Origin of the sequence: Virgibacillus profundi (genome assembly GCF_002287375.1) — a bacterium.
In the GTDB taxonomy this organism is placed as follows: Bacteria; Bacillota; Bacilli; order Bacillales; family Amphibacillaceae; genus Virgibacillus_K; species Virgibacillus_K profundi.
Window position 1 is genome coordinate 41,243 of record NZ_NPOA01000015.1, and the last position, 17,253, is coordinate 58,495.

Sequence of the window (17,253 nt, forward strand, 5' to 3'; positions counted from 1 at the left end):
ATTTTGTAGCTAACATTTGTGCTCCTGAACAACATCATCTAACAGTGTAGTGAAATGCATGATATCTTCCTTTTTGCAAGCTTACGTTCTGTTTAAATCTATAAGAATAGGTGTACAAATTAATGTACACCATATTATTTAATCTTAAAAAATATTAAGCTGTTATCTCTTCTTTTGTATTTTCTATAATTTGATTACTTTTTCTCCACTCTTCAGCTTCTGCTAGCTTGGTAAACTCAACTACTTTGTCATGTTTTTCTCTTACAATTTTCTCAATCTGTTCTAAAGGTACATTAAAAAACTCTTTACGCATATTGACTAAGTTTACTCGTTGATCGCTAAACTCTTGATGTAAGGCAGTTTCTAAGGTAGGAGCGTCATTAGAAAAGATCATGGCGTGTATATCATAAGTAAATGGAACCGAGGCATCGCCTAATTCCTTAACGCGCTCAGTTGGCTCCAACCGTCTGGTCATACCTATTTTGAATATATCTTCACCAAATGAGCCGATATTCGATATAATATAGACATATCCAGCTCTTGCATTTTGCTCTCTGTAATCCACTTGTTCTTTTTCTCTCTTTAAATCCCCCATTTTTACTGTTACTTCTTTTATTTTCACTTCTAATTCTTTTTTAGTTTCTTCAGTTGCATTAAGCAATTGTTCGTTATATTTAATAAGTGCTAACTCGTGATGCTTTTCGTCTTTCTCAATCTTTTTCCGTTGCCTTTCTATTTCGAGTTGTAGTTTCTTTTCTTCGCGAATTTGTTCCCTGATACGGCGCTGTTCTTCTTTTTCTTCTTCTTTTTTTTGAACATACTCGTATGCCAAATATAGTTCATCTAACTTTAAAGCTAAATATTTTTCTTTGATATCTATCTGATTATTTTTATTCGTTTTGTTTAACTGATCATACGCTTTTTTGATTCTCTTTTCCATCGAATTTATGTTGTTAAATTTGACGTTTGAAACTGCAGCGTCACATTCATTATTAAAAGAGCGCAAAGTTAGTTTTATATTGTTGTTGTTCATAACCTTGCCTTTTTGTTTACTTCCATCTAATTGCCAGTTATCTGAATGCGAAGTAGCAGTTTTATTTTTAACCATTTCCTTTTGTTGGTTTCTGATTTCCTTTAATTTTTCTTTATATTGCTCTGAGTTTTCTAAGTCATATTTTGGATCATAAAAACCAAAAGATTGATATAATAGTTCATCATCAAGGATTATAATTTTATCCTTAAGTTCATCTCTTTTGTTATTTAATTCTTCTATAACTGATTTAGAAGAATTAATTTCATTATTGAATTTATCAAGCTCTTTTTGAGAACTGCTCTTTAATGATTCTATTTCCTTTTCGATACGGTCCTTCTCTTTCTGCGCTTCAATGATGTCATCGAATCCACTTTCTTCCCAATATTTTTTTATCTTTTTGTCTTCATTTATCCTTAATATTAAAAGAACGATACCGATTACTACTGGAACATATAGGAATGACAAAAAGAAACAAATGCAAATAAACCAGGTTGATAAATACCACTTTACCTTATACATAATATCCTCCTTATATTAATTATTTCCTCTTTTTTAATTTCTGCTGCATAAACTCAATATAGTTTCTAATGTTATCAATGTCTTCTTCTGTTAGATTCTTACAATCATCGATAAATCTTCTCTTATAACTAATATCGAAAAAAGTGAGGGGGAATTTATTTTTGAAATAATGTATATTAATTAAAAAAAGAAAACGTGATCATTGAAAATAAGGATGAAGTTATGCATTTTAAAACCCTCTAGAAATTGACCAAAGAGTTAATTCTTTAAAACTATTTGCCATTTTTATCAGCATCTCCTTTATAGGTAAATTTTACTATATATGATTATTATACAATAGTTGTTGACGAAATGTTGACTAAATTCGTCAACAAGTATCCAAAACGACCATAATTAAACCAAAACAAAAAAATAGGCAACCCTAATAACTTGCACTATGAGCACATTTAAGTTATAACAAAGATACAACTTCATATGAGAATTTCCTTCGGGGTCGGGTGAAATTCCCAATCGACGGTGTTGAAGCAATGCTTCTTAGTCCGTGACCCGTGCGGTTTTAAACCAAGCGGTGGATCTGGTGAAACTCCAGAGCCGACAGTTATAGTCTGGATGGGAGAAGGAATTTTAGGCAAGCATTTTTTTATTAGGATAGCTGTATTTTTTGTGCTTTATTTTAATATACCTGTTTTTCGTATGTTGCTTGCAATTTAAAATTCTGTCCTTACGCCTCTGAAGCTGATTCAGGGGCTTTTTTGAGTTTAAAATAATTAATAAATTAAGAAAGGAAGAGATATATGTTTACTGGGATAATTGAAGAAATTGGCACAGTGAAAAAGATACAAAAAGTTTCGGAACATGCAGTTGAAATGATAATTGATTCGATAAAGGTTATAGAAGATATAAATATCGGTGACAGCATTTCCGTAAATGGAATCTGCTTGACGGTCACGGAGTTTGCTTCCGGCAATTTTAGTTTAGATGCGATGCCTGAAACGATTAAATCAACGTCATTAAAGGCATTGAAAGCAGGTTCAAAAGTGAATTTGGAAAGAGCGATGGCTGCTAATGGCAGGTTTGGCGGGCATTTTGTTTCAGGTCATGTCGATGGCACAGGGAAAATTACCGGGAAGCGTAAACAGGAAAATGCGATTTACTATGACATCGAAATACCAGAAGAACTTGCAGGATTTTTATTGCATAAAGGTTCCGTTACAGTTGACGGAATCAGCCTCACCATTTTCAGTATAGATCGAAATACATTTACGATCTCGCTTATTCCACATACGGTGTCAGAAACGATTCTTGGTGAAAAGGGTCAAAATGATATTGTAAATATTGAATGTGATATGTTAGCAAAATATGTTCAAAATATGCTCAAACAACAATATGCACAGGAAAAAGAAGGAATGAGCGAAGCATTTCTTCAAAATAATGGGTTCATGTAATGGGAGGGAATCAGATGTTTCATACAATCGAAGAGGCAATAAGTGATTTGAAAATGGGTAAATCAATCATTGTTGTAGATGACGAAAATAGGGAAAACGAAGGTGATCTTGTGGCACTTTCGGAAAAAGCGACACCCGAAATGATTAATTTTATGATCACCTATGGAAAAGGACTTGTCTGTACAACGATTCAAGCAGACCATGCCAATAAAATTGGTCTTTCCTTAATGACTGATCAAAGTACGGATCCATTAGGTACGGCTTTTACAGTTACAATTGATCATATGGATACAACGACAGGTATTAGTGCGAATGAACGCGCTAAAACGATTCAGGCATTAGCAAATACAAATGCGAAGGCAGCAGATTTCAAACGGCCTGGTCATGTCTTTCCACTTGTCGCAAAAACTGGTGGTGTTTTGAGCAGACGTGGTCATACCGAAGCTTCTGTTGATTTAGCAAAATTGAGTGGTGCTTTTCCATCTGGTGTAATTTGTGAAATTATTAAAGAGGATGGAACAATGGCCCGCGTGCCGGATCTAAAGCTAATGGCTCAGGAATTTGACTTGAAAATAATTACCATTGAAGCATTGGTTGATTATCAGAAAAAAATAGTGAAACAAATCCATAGTTAAATGAAGGGGACGATAAGCATGGGAAAAATTTTTGAAGGAAATTTAGTGGGAACAGATTTAAAAATAGGAATTGTTGTAGCAAGATTCAACGAATTTATTACAGGTAAATTGCTGGATGGAGCTACAGATACATTAAAAAGGCACGGTGTTGCTGAGGAGAACATTGATATTGCCTGGGTTCCAGGAGCATTTGAGCTTCCATTAATCGCAAGTAAAATGGCTGCAAATTCTGCGTATGATGCAGTGATTACACTGGGAACAGTGATCAGAGGTTCCACACCACATTTTGATTATGTTTGCAACGAGGCAGCAAAGGGTGTTTCCAACGCATCAGTCCAATCCGGAAAGCCGGTTATTTTTGGTGTGTTAACAACGGAAACAATCGAACAGGCAATTGAACGTGCCGGGACAAAAGCAGGGAATAAAGGCTCAGAAGCAGCTGTATCCGCAATTGAAATGGCGAATATTTTACGGAGTATGGGGGAGTAGAGTTTTTAAGCTATTGGACTTGAATCGATTGAGTAGGCCACTTACAATCGAACGAGCGAATCACCCGAGCAACTGGAAACCGAATTTGGGAAGAGTACATCGAATCGAGTTAGAATTACCACAAATTGAGTATTCACATCAGATCGAAAAGATAAGCCAAACAATAAATAGCCGGGATGCTGATAAATCGAATGCACTCCCGGCTATTTTTATGGAAAAATGGTCTACAGTAGGATAAACTGGAATGTGGGTAATTTTACTGATTCGGAGGAATACACATGAAACTTTTAGTCACGCAACTGATTATGATTGGAGTCATATGGACGGGAATGGCATTCTTTTTTTCTGACATGAATGAAGCAAGTAAAGTTGTTTTCTATGTCGTTACATCCTGGTTATTATTTTTAATCGTTATCGTATTGAAAGCATTGTTTAGTAAAAAAAATCAAACAAAATAAGAATACTATTTTTTAAGGAAGGTTCTTACACATGCTGACTATTGAAAATTTATATAAATCATTTGGAGAAAAAGTGTTGTTTAATGAGATTACTTGTACAATAGCTGAAAGGGAACGGATCGGCTTAATCGGTGTAAATGGGACTGGTAAGTCAACATTTTTAAAAACAATTGCAGGAATCGAAACACCGGAAAAAGGTGTAATTAAGCATGCGAAAGATTACCATATTGAATATTTAGCACAGGATCCACAGCTTGATCCGAGCTTAACAGTTATCGAGCAGATTTATTATGGGGAATCTACTGTGATGAAACTGATGAGGGAATATGAAGATGCTCTCCTAAAGCTTCAAAGTGATGCAACAAATGACGAGGCACAGTCCAAATTGCTTAAACTACAGCAAAAAATGGATGAACATGAAGCATGGGAAGCCAATACAACAGCTAAGACAGTGCTGACAAAATTAGGGATTACTGATTTTAATAAACAGGTGACAGAGCTTTCAGGTGGCCAGAAAAAGCGTGTTGCCATTGCGAAGGCCCTCATTCAGCCTGCAGATTTATTAATCCTTGATGAGCCAACAAACCATTTGGATAATGAAACCGTAGAATGGCTAGAAAAATTTCTGCAAATGTATAAAGGTTCTTTAGTGCTTGTGACACATGACAGGTATTTTTTAAATCGTGTAACAAATCGAATCTTTGAGCTGGATAATGGTAATCTATATATTTATGAAGGCAATTATGAAATTTTCTTAGAGAAAAAAGCCGAGCGGGAAGCACTGGAAGAAAGCAGTGAACTAAAACATCAAAACACATTGCGGCGAGAGCTTGCCTGGCTGAAACGTGGAGCAAAAGCACGCTCGACAAAGCAAAAGGCAAGAATCGGCCGTGTGGAGGAAATGAAGGAGAAAACCTTTGATACAAAAAAACAAAATGTGGAATTCCAGGTGGGCTCGATAAGACTTGGGAAAAAAGTAATTGAAGTAAAAAATATTGAAAAATCCTATGATGGAAAAACATTGCTGGATGATTTCAGCCATCTCGTGGTGCCTGGTGAAAGGCTTGGAATTATTGGGGCAAATGGTTCCGGCAAAACAACATTATTGAATATAATGGCTGAGCGCATTCCTCCAGATCAAGGTGAAATTGAAATAGGGGAAACCGTTAGAATTGGTTACTATACACAAGGTGAAGAAGAGCTGGATGGCAGTATGCGAATCATCGATTATATTAAAGAGGTTGCCGAAGTCATTCATACGATCGATGGAGACGTTATTACTGCGGAACAAATGCTTGAGCGGTTTTTATTTTCGAGGGCCGAGCAGTGGACCTATATTCGAAAACTATCGGGTGGGGAAAGACGCCGGCTATATTTGCTGAAGGTTTTAATGACGGAGCCAAATGTATTGTTTTTAGATGAACCAACAAATGATCTGGATGTACAGACATTGAGTGTATTGGAGGAATACCTTGATAATTTCCCAGGCGTTGTTATTACTGTATCCCACGATCGTTACTTTTTAGATCGGGTGGTTGATCGTTTATTAGTATTTACTGGTGAAGGCAAACACAAGAACTTTTTTGGAAATTACAGTGAATATATAGAACAGCATAGAGAAAATGCTGAGACTAAAACGAAACCTGCCAAAGGTGAACCCAAACCGAAAAAGCAAAAGAAAAAGCTGTCTTACATGGAACAAAAGGAATGGGAAAGTATTGAAGATGTGATTATGGAATTGGAAGGAAAAATAGAAGAACTGCAGCAGGGAATTGTCGAAGCAGGCAGTGACTCCGAAAAAGTTCAGGAATTGTACGGGGAACAACAAAAAATAGAAGCAGATCTAGAAGCAAAAATGGAGCGCTGGGAAGAGCTCTCATTGCTGGTGGAAGAGATGGAAAATAAATAATAAATCGACCTGGAAGATTGTCTTCCAGGTCGATTTTTATCTGGAGAGAAATTATCTGCTGAAGCAGTGATATATCGTCCGGATAGGAATTATATCTGCTGGAGCCCAGATATATCGTCCGGAGAGGAAAAATACCATCCGGAGCCCAGATATATCGTCCGGAGAGGAAAAATATCATCCGGAGCCCAGATATATCGTCCGGAGAGGAAAAATATCATCCGGAGCCCAGTTATATCGTCTGGAAAGGAAAAATATCGTCCGGAGCCCAGATATATCGTCTGGAGAGGAAATATATCATCCGGAGTACAGCACAAAAAAACTGCCGGGCAACTATGCCCGACAGCTTCACATCAAGTTAATTCCCCGTCAATCCCTCAATCTCAATACGCTCAACGATTCCTGTACCATTATCCCGAATATTCGCTTCCAGCTGTACGCTGTCGCCTTCTTTCAGGAATATGGACAGTGGGGCCTTACCGGAGTTTATTGTATAAATTGTTTTATCTCCATTTAATAGGAATTGGACAATCTGACTTTTATCCTGTGTCGTAACTAAAACACGGGCAACCTCGCCACTGCGGTCCTCCAATGCACCTTCTTCTGTTGATTGAACATTACTTGGATCTGTAGCAAGTGCCAGGCGGTATGCTTCCAGTGTTTGTCTTGCTGTATCACCAAACACAACAAAATCAGAATCGGCTGCTTTAATATAGGCGTAATGTTTAAACAGACCGTTTGGATCTAACACATTCACAACCCATGTTGGGTCCCCATCAATGTTATATAAAATAGGCATAGAACCAGTCCAGTTTTTTTCAGGGAACTCTTTATTAACGATTTCCTTTGCCCCTTTACTATCCATGATTCCACTATTTTTATCCCCGTTATAGTAAACTAACTCACCTGTTCGGGCATTGATCAGTGTATAACCAAGTGCAGAATCAATATTTTCCTTTGGTGAAGACATGTCTGTGAAATAATGCATATCCCCATTTTCATCAAATATCGGTGTTACACTACTTTCAGTTCCAGACTCATTTGGAATTTTCACATCTTTTTTACCGAAGACTGAATTCAACCAGCCGTGTATATATTTCCCGAAGTACTCATTCTCATCTGAAGCCATTTCGGAGCTTATCGAACCATCAACGAAATCCGGTGCTTCAGCAGTATCATATAAGGTAACATCACTTGTTACGGGATCAACAACTGCAACGTTTAGCTTACTCATATCAGGTTTATTCGTTAAGCCAATTGGTTTATACAATGTTTGCACATACCATGGCTTGCCATCCTCATCCACTTCAATTTGCGCTTCACCGCTTTGAATGTAGCTCGGATGTGCATTATAAATAGTGCGCTGGATATTATGATTAAAATAACTTGAGTTTGTATATTTCATTTTGCTTTCTACAAAGCTTGGCTGTGCATTGATATCGGTGGCAGAAATCGTAAAATATCCTTCTGTTTCTTTTCCACGGAAATAACGCCAGAAACCGGAAAACTCAACTGGTGCAACAAATACGATATCATCATTTATTTTTTGTACCTGAAGTTTTCCCAAATCATAAAACTGCGTGTTCGGCACAACACTCATTGATTTTTGTACCTTATTTCGAGCGAATTCCGGTGAAACTACAATTGGTGAAGCATCTTTATCAAGTGGTTTTGCCTCCTCCACTTCTTCCTTCACAATGGAATCATGCGAATCTCCCAACGCAAATATTCCTAAAATAATAAAGGCAGGAATGGCAATAACTGCGAGTAATATAATCCCACCTGTTACCACATCAAAATTCTTGCTCGATTTTGTAAACGGCTGGCTAGTTGTTAAGCCGTACAATCCAAGCATACCTACAAAACCAATAATTAGATTTGCTATAGTAATATTTGGAATCGTAATGGCGGGCATCAGTATATAAATGATAATTGCGCCAATAATAAATAGAATCGCAAAAATTAGTGCAACTGCTTTAATTGTAGTTACACGTTGCTTTTTATTTTTACCAATAAAATATAAAGCAATAATAAAATACAAAATGAATGAGAGAATCGTTGTTGTTAATATTCCTGTCATATGTTCATCTCCTAAAATTATTTCTCCAATTATTCTTACGGATGAAGCCCTTAGAAAGTTTCAAAATGATACGGATTCTTTTCTTAAATGAACCGAATCGCTTAAACTGTAAGTAAGTTGAAATGATTAAAGAGGGATGATTGAATGAAACAGATATATAGTGATGTAATTCAATTTCGGGGAAGTCATTATGATTTTGGATATATGCAGGGAAATTTATTAAAGGATTCTTTTACCATTCAAAATCGTAATAAACAATGGAAGATAAGGAGGCCGAGGTTTATCATTACAGCGGAGGAAGTGAAAGATGCAATCCTTCCTTTTGCGCCAGGCATTTGGGATGAGTTATTGGGTCTTCAGGATGCATTGGGATGGACGATAGAGGAGGTGCTGCAGGAATTTGGCGGCTATCGGCTTGAATATATGAAAAGCGGCTGTTCTATTTTCACAGGATCTGATTATATGATCCGAAACTATGATTATCATCCAAAAACGTATGAGGGGCGCTATACGATTTATCAGCCAACAGACCAGGGGTATGCAGTGATCGGGCCATCTCAACGAATAACAGGCAGGATGGATGGCATGAATGAAAAGGGGCTTGCACTGGGCTATAATTTCATGCACCGGAAGAAGCCTGAGGATGGGTTTATCTGTAATATGATTGGCCGAATTGTTTTGGAAAACTGTGCAACTGTTGGTGAGGCCATTACCCTGTTGAAGGAAATACCGCATCGCCATTCATTCAGCTATATTGTGCTGGATGAAGAGGAAGAAACATTTGTTGTTGAAGCTACACCAAGAGGGGTGGAGGTGCGTAAATCCAATGTTTGCACAAATCATTTTGAATTGTTGAAGGATGAGAATCGCCACCATCTGGATGATTCATATAAGCGGATGGAGGCAATTAAAAAGCAGGAAAGTAAAGTGACAGATGCCTATAAAGCATTTCGCCTGTTGAATGATCCGGATAAAGGTGTATTTTCTACGCAATATAAAAATTGGGCAGGTACCATTCATACATCTGCTTACTTTCCAAAACAAAAGAAGGCATGGTTTGCATTGGGAGGAAATCGTGAACCTATAATTTTTGATTTTAATCAATGGTTGCGCGGAGAAAATATGAAAACTAAACAGATTCTGGGTGTGGTTGATACAGAGCTTCCTTTTGTACATATGGAAGCGAATGTACGGTAAATAATTTTATAGTATACTTTTATGAAAAATTATGTTTAAATAAGGGGCAGTTATGGGAAAATAAGAAATGATCTTATAAATAATTATTATGTGTATCTAAAATAGGAGGTAGGAATGTGAAACTATTTCATGTTAGAAAAGGACAATTTGTTTTTTACAAAAATGAACTGCATAAGGTGTATTCAGTCAAACCTATGTTTAAAATGTCAGTTCACTTGTATCGTTTGAAAGACATGCAGCAGATTTTAACCAGAGCAAGTGAAATTGATTATTTTAAACCAAAGCATAATGATACATTTATTTTTTATGGCAAACGGTACACCATTGATAAAGATAGCAAACCGGAACCTGGAGATTATATTTTAATTGTTAAGCCGGCCCCGGACTTTCTTGATCATTATTCACTGAATGAAATTGAAAAAGTGGATAGTGTTGAAGATGGAAATGTTGTAACAACAAGAGATAATGGCGTTAAACATAGTGAATATGTCGTATTGGTTCCAGGAAGAGCAGATGCTAGTCAGGAAATCGCCTATTTTGATAAAAATTTAGTACCAGAGGAACAGCAACTTCAGGATGAATCCATTTCTTACTTAGCTGAAAGTGATAATTCATTGAAGCCTGTTGTTGGTGATATTTATATTGATGTACAAAACGACGTTAAATCAATGATCGTTGCAATGACACAAGATGAAGTCATCTTTGGTCATGGTACACGTGTTCATGTTGCCGAATTATTAAATGAAAATAACTTTAAGCTTGTCTACCGATTTGAAGAAGATCTGTAACTATTTAAGAAAATCCCAGCCGAATGCAGCTGGGATTTTTTGCATTTATGGTAATGGAAGACGTTTGCTTGAAGCTAGAGGATTTTGGGTTGAGAGATATTAGATGGAAGTTAAGAGAGTGGAGTGGAAAGTTGAGAGACTTAAGATAGAAGTTGAGAGATAAACTAACTAAATAGGTTTATCTCTCAACTAACACTTGCTGTGTCTCAACTTTAGGCAGTTGTCTCTCAACTATCGGCAGTTGTCTCTCAACAAACAGCAGCTATCTCTCAACTATCCTCAAAACCATACCAAATTAAAATGGAGAGCAAATAATTTGCTCCCCATTGCAACTAAACCCTGCCTTATCGCTCTAATGCTGCACTTGCTTTATATCCCAGAATATTTATTGGATCCTTTGAACTGGAATATGGTGGAGCATATGCGAGCTCAAGCTCGGGCAAATCAGCCACCGTTAATTTAGCCTTAATTGCAGTAGCTAATACAGCAAGTCGTTTATCGGCACCTGCAAAACCTACGACATGAGCACCATAGATTGCCCCAGATTTTTCATCAAATAATACTTTCAGCCAAAGCTTATCAGAACCTGGATAATACCTTGCATAGGAGTACGTTGATAATGTCGCTTCTTTAAATGTATACCCAAGGCGTTTAAGGGAGGTACTAGTATGTCCTGTTGCTCCCACCGTTAAATCAAAAATCTTTAAAATTGCTGAGCCGAGTGTTCCGCTGTACGCAATAATTTCTCCATCAAGATGGCTCGCAATAATGAATGCCTGTCTATGTGCCGGCCAGGCAAGCGCAACATGTCTTGTTGTTTTTGTAATTTGATCCATTGTTTCAACGGCATCACCTAAAGCGTAAATATCCGGATCTGTCGTTTGCATAAACTCATTTACATGAATTGCTCCTGTTTCTCCCAGCTTCAATGAGGCATCAATCGCAAGCTTTGTGTTTGGTTTTATCCCAATTGCCAGTATGGTCATATCTGCCTGAACAGTCTTACCACTTGTTAGCAGAAGCTCTCTGCCATCATTGGAAAAAGAAGCCAGCCCATCATCCAGAATAAGTTTTACATTTTTTTCCTTCAGATGATCCTCAACAATGGAGGCCATGTCTTTTTCGATTATTTTCGTGACCTGCTTGGACCTGTCAATGACAGTGCAATCCAATCCCAGAGCATGCAGGTTTTCAACCATTTCCATACCAATAAAGCCTGCTCCGACAATGGCTGCAGTTTTTGGCTTTTTTTCCTTTATAAATGAGTGGATCTGATCCATATCTGGTATCGTGTGCAATGTAAATGTTCGCTTCTCATTAATTCCCTCTATATTTGGAGCATTAGCTGATGCGCCTGGAGATAAGATAAGCTTGTCATATGTTTCTTCCTTTATCCCTGAAGCCGTGCTGTATTGAATAAGTTTTTGATTACGGTCGATGGCGATTACTTCACTGTTAACTCTAACATCGACATCGTATTTTTCCATAAATTTATCTGTGGGAATTAATAAATTATCCCGTTCCTCAACTGTTCCGCCAATATAATAGGGCATGCCGCAATTGGAAAAAGAAATATGATTCCCTTTATCAAAAATAATGACTTCCGAATCCTTATCATTCCTGCGAATTTGTGCAGCTACAGTAGCACCGCCACCAACGCCGCCGACAATGACGACTTTTTGTGTCATTCATATTCTCCCCTTTACCAGAGTTTACGAACCTCTACTTCTAATCGTACCCTAAAGTATCCCTAGTGACCCAAGGAAAACGATTATAATCGTGATTGGAACAATCCAGCGCATTAACTGAAACCATACCTGGTAGATGCCTGGAGATAAGCGGTTCCCATAGAAAAATTCCTGCCTGATAAGTGTTTTATCCATTTTAAAGCCGATAAACAGAGCGATTAATAAACACCCGCCCGGAAGCATTATATTACTTACCAGAAAATCAGTTGCATCAAAAATGGTTAAACCAAAGATTTTAAAATCAGCTAAATTACTGGATGATAATGCAGCAGGAATCCCTGCAATGAAGACTACCACCCCTGCAATGGCAGCTACTTTTTTACGTGAACGTTCTTTTTTCTCTGTGAATGCAGATGTAATAATCTCCAGCATACTAAACGATGAGGTTAACACAGCGAATAGGAATAATAATAAAAATAAGCTTAGGAAAATTTCACCAAATGGCATTTGAGCAAAGGCTTCTGGCAAGACGATAAACAAAAGACCTGGTCCTTCTGCTGGTTCAAGTCCAAATGCGAATACAACAGGGAATATGGCCAAACCAGCCAGCAGGGAAACGAAAATATTCATGATCGAGACAGAGCCTGCTGACATTGGAAGACTTACATCTTTTTTCAAATAGGAGCTGTAGGTAACCATCACAGAAATACCAACAGCCAGGGAGAAGAAAGACTGCCCAAGTGCATACAGAACATTTTCCGCATTTAATTTGGAAAAATCGGGTTGAAGAAAGAATTGGATTCCTTCCATAGCCCCTTCGAAAGTAACTGCACGAATGACGAGAATAATAAAAAACACAAATAATAATGGCATTAGAATTTTACTGGATTTCTCAATTCCATCTTTAATTCCATATGAAATGACGATGACATTAATCAGGATAAATAATCCATGGGCAAGAATCGTAATCATCGGGTTTCCTGTTATGCTGGCAAATAACTCCGGGTAATTAGCTCCGTCCCGAATAATCATCCCTGGTATGGATAAACCACTATAGGTAAGTACCCACCCACCAACAACACTGTAAAAAGACATAAGGAGAAATGCACCGGCAACACCCCATTTCCCGATGATGGACCATAAGCTTTTCGGTGCAAGCTTTTTATAGGCGCTGACGGCTTCTTTCTCAGCACCTCTGCCTATAATGAATTCAGCAATTAATATAGGAAGGCCAATGATGATAGTAAAGGCAATAAATAATAGGAAAAAGGCTCCTCCACCATTCATTCCCGTCATATAAGGGAATTTCCAAATTGCCCCAAGGCCGATAGCAGCTCCTGCTGATGATAAAATAAAGCCGAGTTTCGTCGACCATTGATCTTTTTTTGTTTGCATGTTTGCCTTCCTTTCATAGTAAATCTGAGTTGAAAAACATCTTTTTAGTATAACATGTGTATATAGTTTTTTATAAGGCTGTGAAAATTTTTGTTTTATCAGAAAAAACTGCGTTATAATTTTAGCGGAACTTCCTCCCACTCTTTAGGAGATGAGTGCTAATTCAACGCTACAGAAATACACTACGCTTTCCGCGGGCGGCTGGTGAGCCTCCTCGTGCTACGCACTACGGGGTCTCACCGATGCCTTTCATCCCGCAGGAGTCTTCGTATATTTCCTCCGCTGGTATTGTGCTTGTCAACTTCAAAAGTGATCTAACACTTGATTAAATCAACAATTGCATCCACTTTTATGGTTGTTGTTTGGAGCGGAGGACCGTTGACTCCTGCGGGAACAGCACGTGTCTGAAGACCCCACAGCGGTGATCTTCCGCGAGGAGGCTGAAGCCGTGCCCGCGGAAAGCAACGGGTCCGCAGCGGAAAACAACCAAGCACATACGTCGTAGTTTACATTTATTCCAAAGATTATAAAGCAACAAATGGTTTCGATGGGACGAACGAAGTGCAGTCCCAAAACTTACGACAAAAGCTTTTAATAATGCTCATATTTTTGTTCGAATATCCCACAGTTCGGGGAAGAAATAGTGATCGAGCACCTTTTTCAAATAGCCAACACCTGACGATCCACCGGTTCCTGTTTTGTGGCCGATGATTCGCTCAACAGTTTTCATATGTCTGAAGCGCCATTGCTGGAACCAATCTTCAATGTCCACCAGTTTTTCTCCAAGCTGATAAAGATCCCAGTATTTATCAACATTTTTGTATACCGCAAGCCAAGCCTGCTCCACAGATGCGTCTTTTTTATATGTTTTGGAAAAATCACGTGTTAAAACAGCCTCGTCAATAGGAAAGCCACTTCGAGCAAGTGCCTGAATCGCAACATCATAAAGTCCCGGGGAATGATAGGCTTTTTCCAGAATTTCATGGAGCTCTGGATCCTTTTTATATATTTTTAGGATAAATGGCGTTTTATATCCAAGAACAAATTCGACCAGGCGATATTGGTAGGATTGGAACCCGGAAGCATTGCCTAACTTATCACGGAATTCCATGTATTCCGCTGGAGTTAAAGTGGATAAAACATCCCAGGCCTGAATAATTTGTGATTGTATTTTAGAAACACGTGCAAGCATTTTAAAGGAAGCCTGAAGTTCCCCACGCTGAATTGCTGCCACTGCGCCTTGGGTTTCATGAATAATTAACTTGAGCCAAAGCTCACTGACATGATGGATGATAATAAATAGCATTTCATCATGATGATCAGATAATCGTTTCTGACTGGATAATAATGTATCAAGCTGTAAATAATCACCATAGGTCATTTTCTCAATAAAATCTGTATGGATACCTTTTTCGGATTTAAATGTATCACCATATTTATTATCAGTCATATAAGTTCCCACTTTCTTTAATTGGACGTATAACAGCTCGTACCGGGCTGCCGTCAGCTCCATCTATTGACAGTGGCAGCGCAATTAATTCATAGGTACCCGTTTGTACATGATCCAGCATAATATTTTCCAGAATGTTAATCCCATGTTTATATAATGCCTGATGTGTTTCGATGTTTTTACTATCGGCAGGATCCACAGAGGGCATATCCACACCGATTAGGATGACACCTTTTTCCTTTAAGTATGGTGCAGTATCCGGATCAAGAATCGGCATTGTATCCGGAAAGCGTTTCGGGTTATTTGGCAGGGACGTGTGCAAGAGAAGCCGTTTCACGCCATCTAAATCAAACTCCTGTAACACGTTAGCTGTAATTTTTTCTACATGACTGACATCAATAACCACAGCCCTTCCAATATATCGATTTATATCCAGCTGATCGATTGTTTTTCCATTATCATCATAGTGGAAGGGGGCATCAACATGTGTCCCTGTATGCAGGCTTGCAGTCATTTGGCCAATATTAACAGAGCCTGTTTGTTCTTTTGAATAGGTTAGGGAAAAGGAGAAGGGAGTATCTCCGGGCCAGCATGCCATATCGTTTGTCAACCTTTGAGAAATATCAATCCATTTTGTCATTATGCGATAACACCTCGGCTGTTTTCATATTTTTTATAGCTTTCTTCCTTCATAATCCTTTTTAAAATTTGCACCATTTGCCAAACTTCTTCAAACGTATTATAAAGTGCAACTGGTGCTAAACGAATTCCATTTGGATTGCGGAAGTCGGGAATGACACTATCGGCTTTGAGTGCTTTACAAATGCGAGTAGCCTCTGGATGTTCCAAAAAAATATGTGCACCACGTGTCTGCCCGTCCCGCGGGTTAACAATTTTAAATCCATCGTCAGCTAGTTCTACTTCAATCAATTCCATTAAGTAATTCGTTAACTCTAGCGATTTTTTGCGGATTCTCCTGATCCCAGCTTCCTGGAACATTTCGAGTGATCCCAATAATGGTGCTGCACTTAATACATGTGGTGTGCCGATTTGGAAGGCCCCTGCATGTTCAGCCTGGGTTAGTGTATGCTTCATATCGAATTGTTTATCCTTAGCTGAACCAAACCACCCAGCAAGCCCTGGGGAGGTTCCGAAATGCTTTTGATTTACATAAAGTCCACCTACACTGCCAGGGCCGCCATTCAAATGCTTATATGTACACCAAAATGCAAAGTCAACCTGCCAATCAGCTAATTGATGGGGGATAGAGCCGATGGAATGACATAGATCAAAGCCGATAAGAATACCCCGTTTATGTGCTTCTTTTGTCAATCTTTCCATATCCAGAATTTGTCCACTCCGGTAAAGCACAGCAGGTAATACAATTAATGCTACCTCGTCTGTCATGGCATCAATAATATCCTGAGTTTCCAGTGTATTTCCATTTTTGCTTTTCACCTGTATAAGATGATCTTCAGGGTCTAATCCCTTTAGTTGCAGCTGACTTTTTAGTGCGTAAATATCGGAAGGGAAATTTAATTCATCTGCAAGTATTTTCGTCTTTTTGCCCTTTGGTTTGAAAAAACTTGATACGAGCTGATGCAGATTTGTTGTTGTGGATCCTGTAACGATTACCTCCTCAGGCCTTGCTCCAATTAAATCTGCTGACATTTTCCCTAAGTTTTCGGATAAATAAAACCATGGATGTGCCCCTTCTGACCATCCATCAATTGCATGCTTTTTCCAGGATTCCATCAAGGTATTAACTGCTTTTTCTGCCCGCTTTGAAAGAAGTCCCAATGAATTTCCGTCAAAATAAATCAAGTCATTTGAAATATAAAATTCCTCACGAAAGCTTTTAAGTTCATCCTGCTCATCTAAAGACTGTGCATAGGTTATTTCAGTATTCATAGAAGTGCTCCTTATCTACATAGTTTATAAGTGGATGTTCAAAAAAGTCCGGTAAAAATGACACATCGAATTTCTTCGTTGGCTTGTTTCTCCGCTCCTTGGAAAAGAAAAACACTTTTCCTGCGTGCTAGAACGTATGCTTATGTATCTAATTGCATACATTCCGCTCCTTGGAAAGAAAAACCACCTTTCCTGCGTGCGATGTATGTTCAGAGATGCATGGCTTATGCTCGAAACTACACCGCCTCGAACTTCTCGG

At 38.3% G+C, this 17,253-nt stretch carries 14 protein-coding genes, 1 pseudogene and 1 riboswitch; of the genes and pseudogenes, 8 read left to right on the plus strand and 7 right to left on the minus strand.

Features of this window, described 5'->3' with window-relative positions; genetic code table 11:
- Positions 1-154: 154 nt before the first annotated feature.
- Positions 155-1,552 carry an SNIPE associated domain-containing protein gene (locus CIL05_RS18435; protein WP_095657007.1) on the minus strand — a complete coding sequence of 466 codons (1,398 nt, stop codon included), beginning with the start codon at positions 1,550-1,552 and terminating at the stop codon, positions 155-157.
- A gap of 479 nt (positions 1,553-2,031) precedes the next feature.
- A riboswitch (FMN riboswitch) is annotated at positions 2,032-2,177 on the plus strand.
- A gap of 169 nt (positions 2,178-2,346) precedes the next feature.
- Between CIL05_RS18435 and ribE the strand changes: the two genes are divergently transcribed.
- From ribE to CIL05_RS18460, 6 genes and pseudogenes are all read left to right on the plus strand, one after another.
- Positions 2,347-2,997, plus strand: coding sequence for a riboflavin synthase (ribE, locus tag CIL05_RS18440; RefSeq protein WP_095657008.1), 651 nt, complete (start codon positions 2,347-2,349; stop codon positions 2,995-2,997).
- A gap of 14 nt (positions 2,998-3,011) precedes the next feature.
- A pseudogene (gene ribB / locus CIL05_RS18445) lies at positions 3,012-3,620 on the plus strand (3,4-dihydroxy-2-butanone-4-phosphate synthase); the annotation flags it as partial.
- A gap of 30 nt (positions 3,621-3,650) precedes the next feature.
- Positions 3,651-4,121, plus strand: a complete 471-nt coding sequence (gene ribH, locus CIL05_RS18450; protein ID WP_095657010.1) for a 6,7-dimethyl-8-ribityllumazine synthase — start codon at positions 3,651-3,653, stop codon at positions 4,119-4,121.
- A gap of 28 nt (positions 4,122-4,149) precedes the next feature.
- Positions 4,150-4,359, plus strand: a complete 210-nt coding sequence (locus tag CIL05_RS21975; protein ID WP_100662742.1) for a hypothetical protein — start codon at positions 4,150-4,152, stop codon at positions 4,357-4,359.
- Positions 4,360-4,399: 40 nt separating this feature from the next.
- Positions 4,400-4,579: a hypothetical protein gene (locus tag CIL05_RS18455; RefSeq protein ID WP_095657011.1), complete on the plus strand. Its 180-nt coding sequence runs from the start codon at positions 4,400-4,402 to the stop codon at positions 4,577-4,579.
- A 31-nt stretch (positions 4,580-4,610) separates the two neighbouring features.
- Positions 4,611-6,488, plus strand: coding sequence for an ABC-F family ATP-binding cassette domain-containing protein (locus CIL05_RS18460; protein ID WP_095657012.1), 1,878 nt, complete (start codon positions 4,611-4,613; stop codon positions 6,486-6,488).
- Between the two features lie 355 nt (positions 6,489-6,843).
- On the opposite strand, the gene CIL05_RS18465 is transcribed toward CIL05_RS18460, so the two are convergent.
- Positions 6,844-8,565 carry a DNA-binding protein gene (locus tag CIL05_RS18465; RefSeq protein WP_095657013.1) on the minus strand — a complete coding sequence of 574 codons (1,722 nt, stop codon included), beginning with the start codon at positions 8,563-8,565 and terminating at the stop codon, positions 6,844-6,846.
- 144 nt (positions 8,566-8,709) lie between these two features.
- Here CIL05_RS18465 and CIL05_RS18470 point away from each other — a divergent pair, with 144 nt between their 5' ends.
- Both CIL05_RS18470 and CIL05_RS18475 read left to right on the plus strand, forming a co-directional pair.
- Complete coding sequence (locus CIL05_RS18470; RefSeq protein ID WP_095657014.1) at positions 8,710-9,762, plus strand: C45 family autoproteolytic acyltransferase/hydrolase; 1,053 nt, start codon at positions 8,710-8,712, stop codon at positions 9,760-9,762.
- A gap of 116 nt (positions 9,763-9,878) precedes the next feature.
- Positions 9,879-10,550 carry a hypothetical protein gene (locus CIL05_RS18475; RefSeq protein WP_095657015.1) on the plus strand — a complete coding sequence of 224 codons (672 nt, stop codon included), beginning with the start codon at positions 9,879-9,881 and terminating at the stop codon, positions 10,548-10,550.
- A gap of 344 nt (positions 10,551-10,894) precedes the next feature.
- Here CIL05_RS18475 and CIL05_RS18480 read toward each other — a convergent pair whose 3' ends face one another.
- The 5 genes from CIL05_RS18480 to kynU form a co-directional block, all read right to left on the minus strand.
- Positions 10,895-12,238 (minus strand): CoA-disulfide reductase, encoded by a 1,344-nt coding sequence (locus tag CIL05_RS18480; RefSeq protein ID WP_095657016.1) that lies wholly within the window; start codon positions 12,236-12,238, stop codon positions 10,895-10,897.
- Positions 12,239-12,289: 51 nt separating this feature from the next.
- Complete coding sequence (locus tag CIL05_RS18485) at positions 12,290-13,633, minus strand: sodium-dependent transporter (RefSeq protein ID WP_095657017.1); 1,344 nt, start codon at positions 13,631-13,633, stop codon at positions 12,290-12,292.
- 601 nt (positions 13,634-14,234) lie between these two features.
- Positions 14,235-15,083: a tryptophan 2,3-dioxygenase gene (kynA, locus tag CIL05_RS18490; RefSeq protein WP_095657018.1), complete on the minus strand. Its 849-nt coding sequence runs from the start codon at positions 15,081-15,083 to the stop codon at positions 14,235-14,237.
- Positions 15,076-15,723, minus strand: a complete 648-nt coding sequence (kynB, locus tag CIL05_RS18495; RefSeq protein WP_095657019.1) for an arylformamidase — start codon at positions 15,721-15,723, stop codon at positions 15,076-15,078. The genes kynA and kynB overlap by 8 nt, the downstream gene beginning before the upstream one ends.
- Positions 15,723-16,994 (minus strand): kynureninase, encoded by a 1,272-nt coding sequence (gene kynU, locus CIL05_RS18500; protein WP_095657020.1) that lies wholly within the window; start codon positions 16,992-16,994, stop codon positions 15,723-15,725. The genes kynB and kynU overlap by 1 nt, the downstream gene beginning before the upstream one ends.
- Positions 16,995-17,253: the final 259 nt, after the last annotated feature.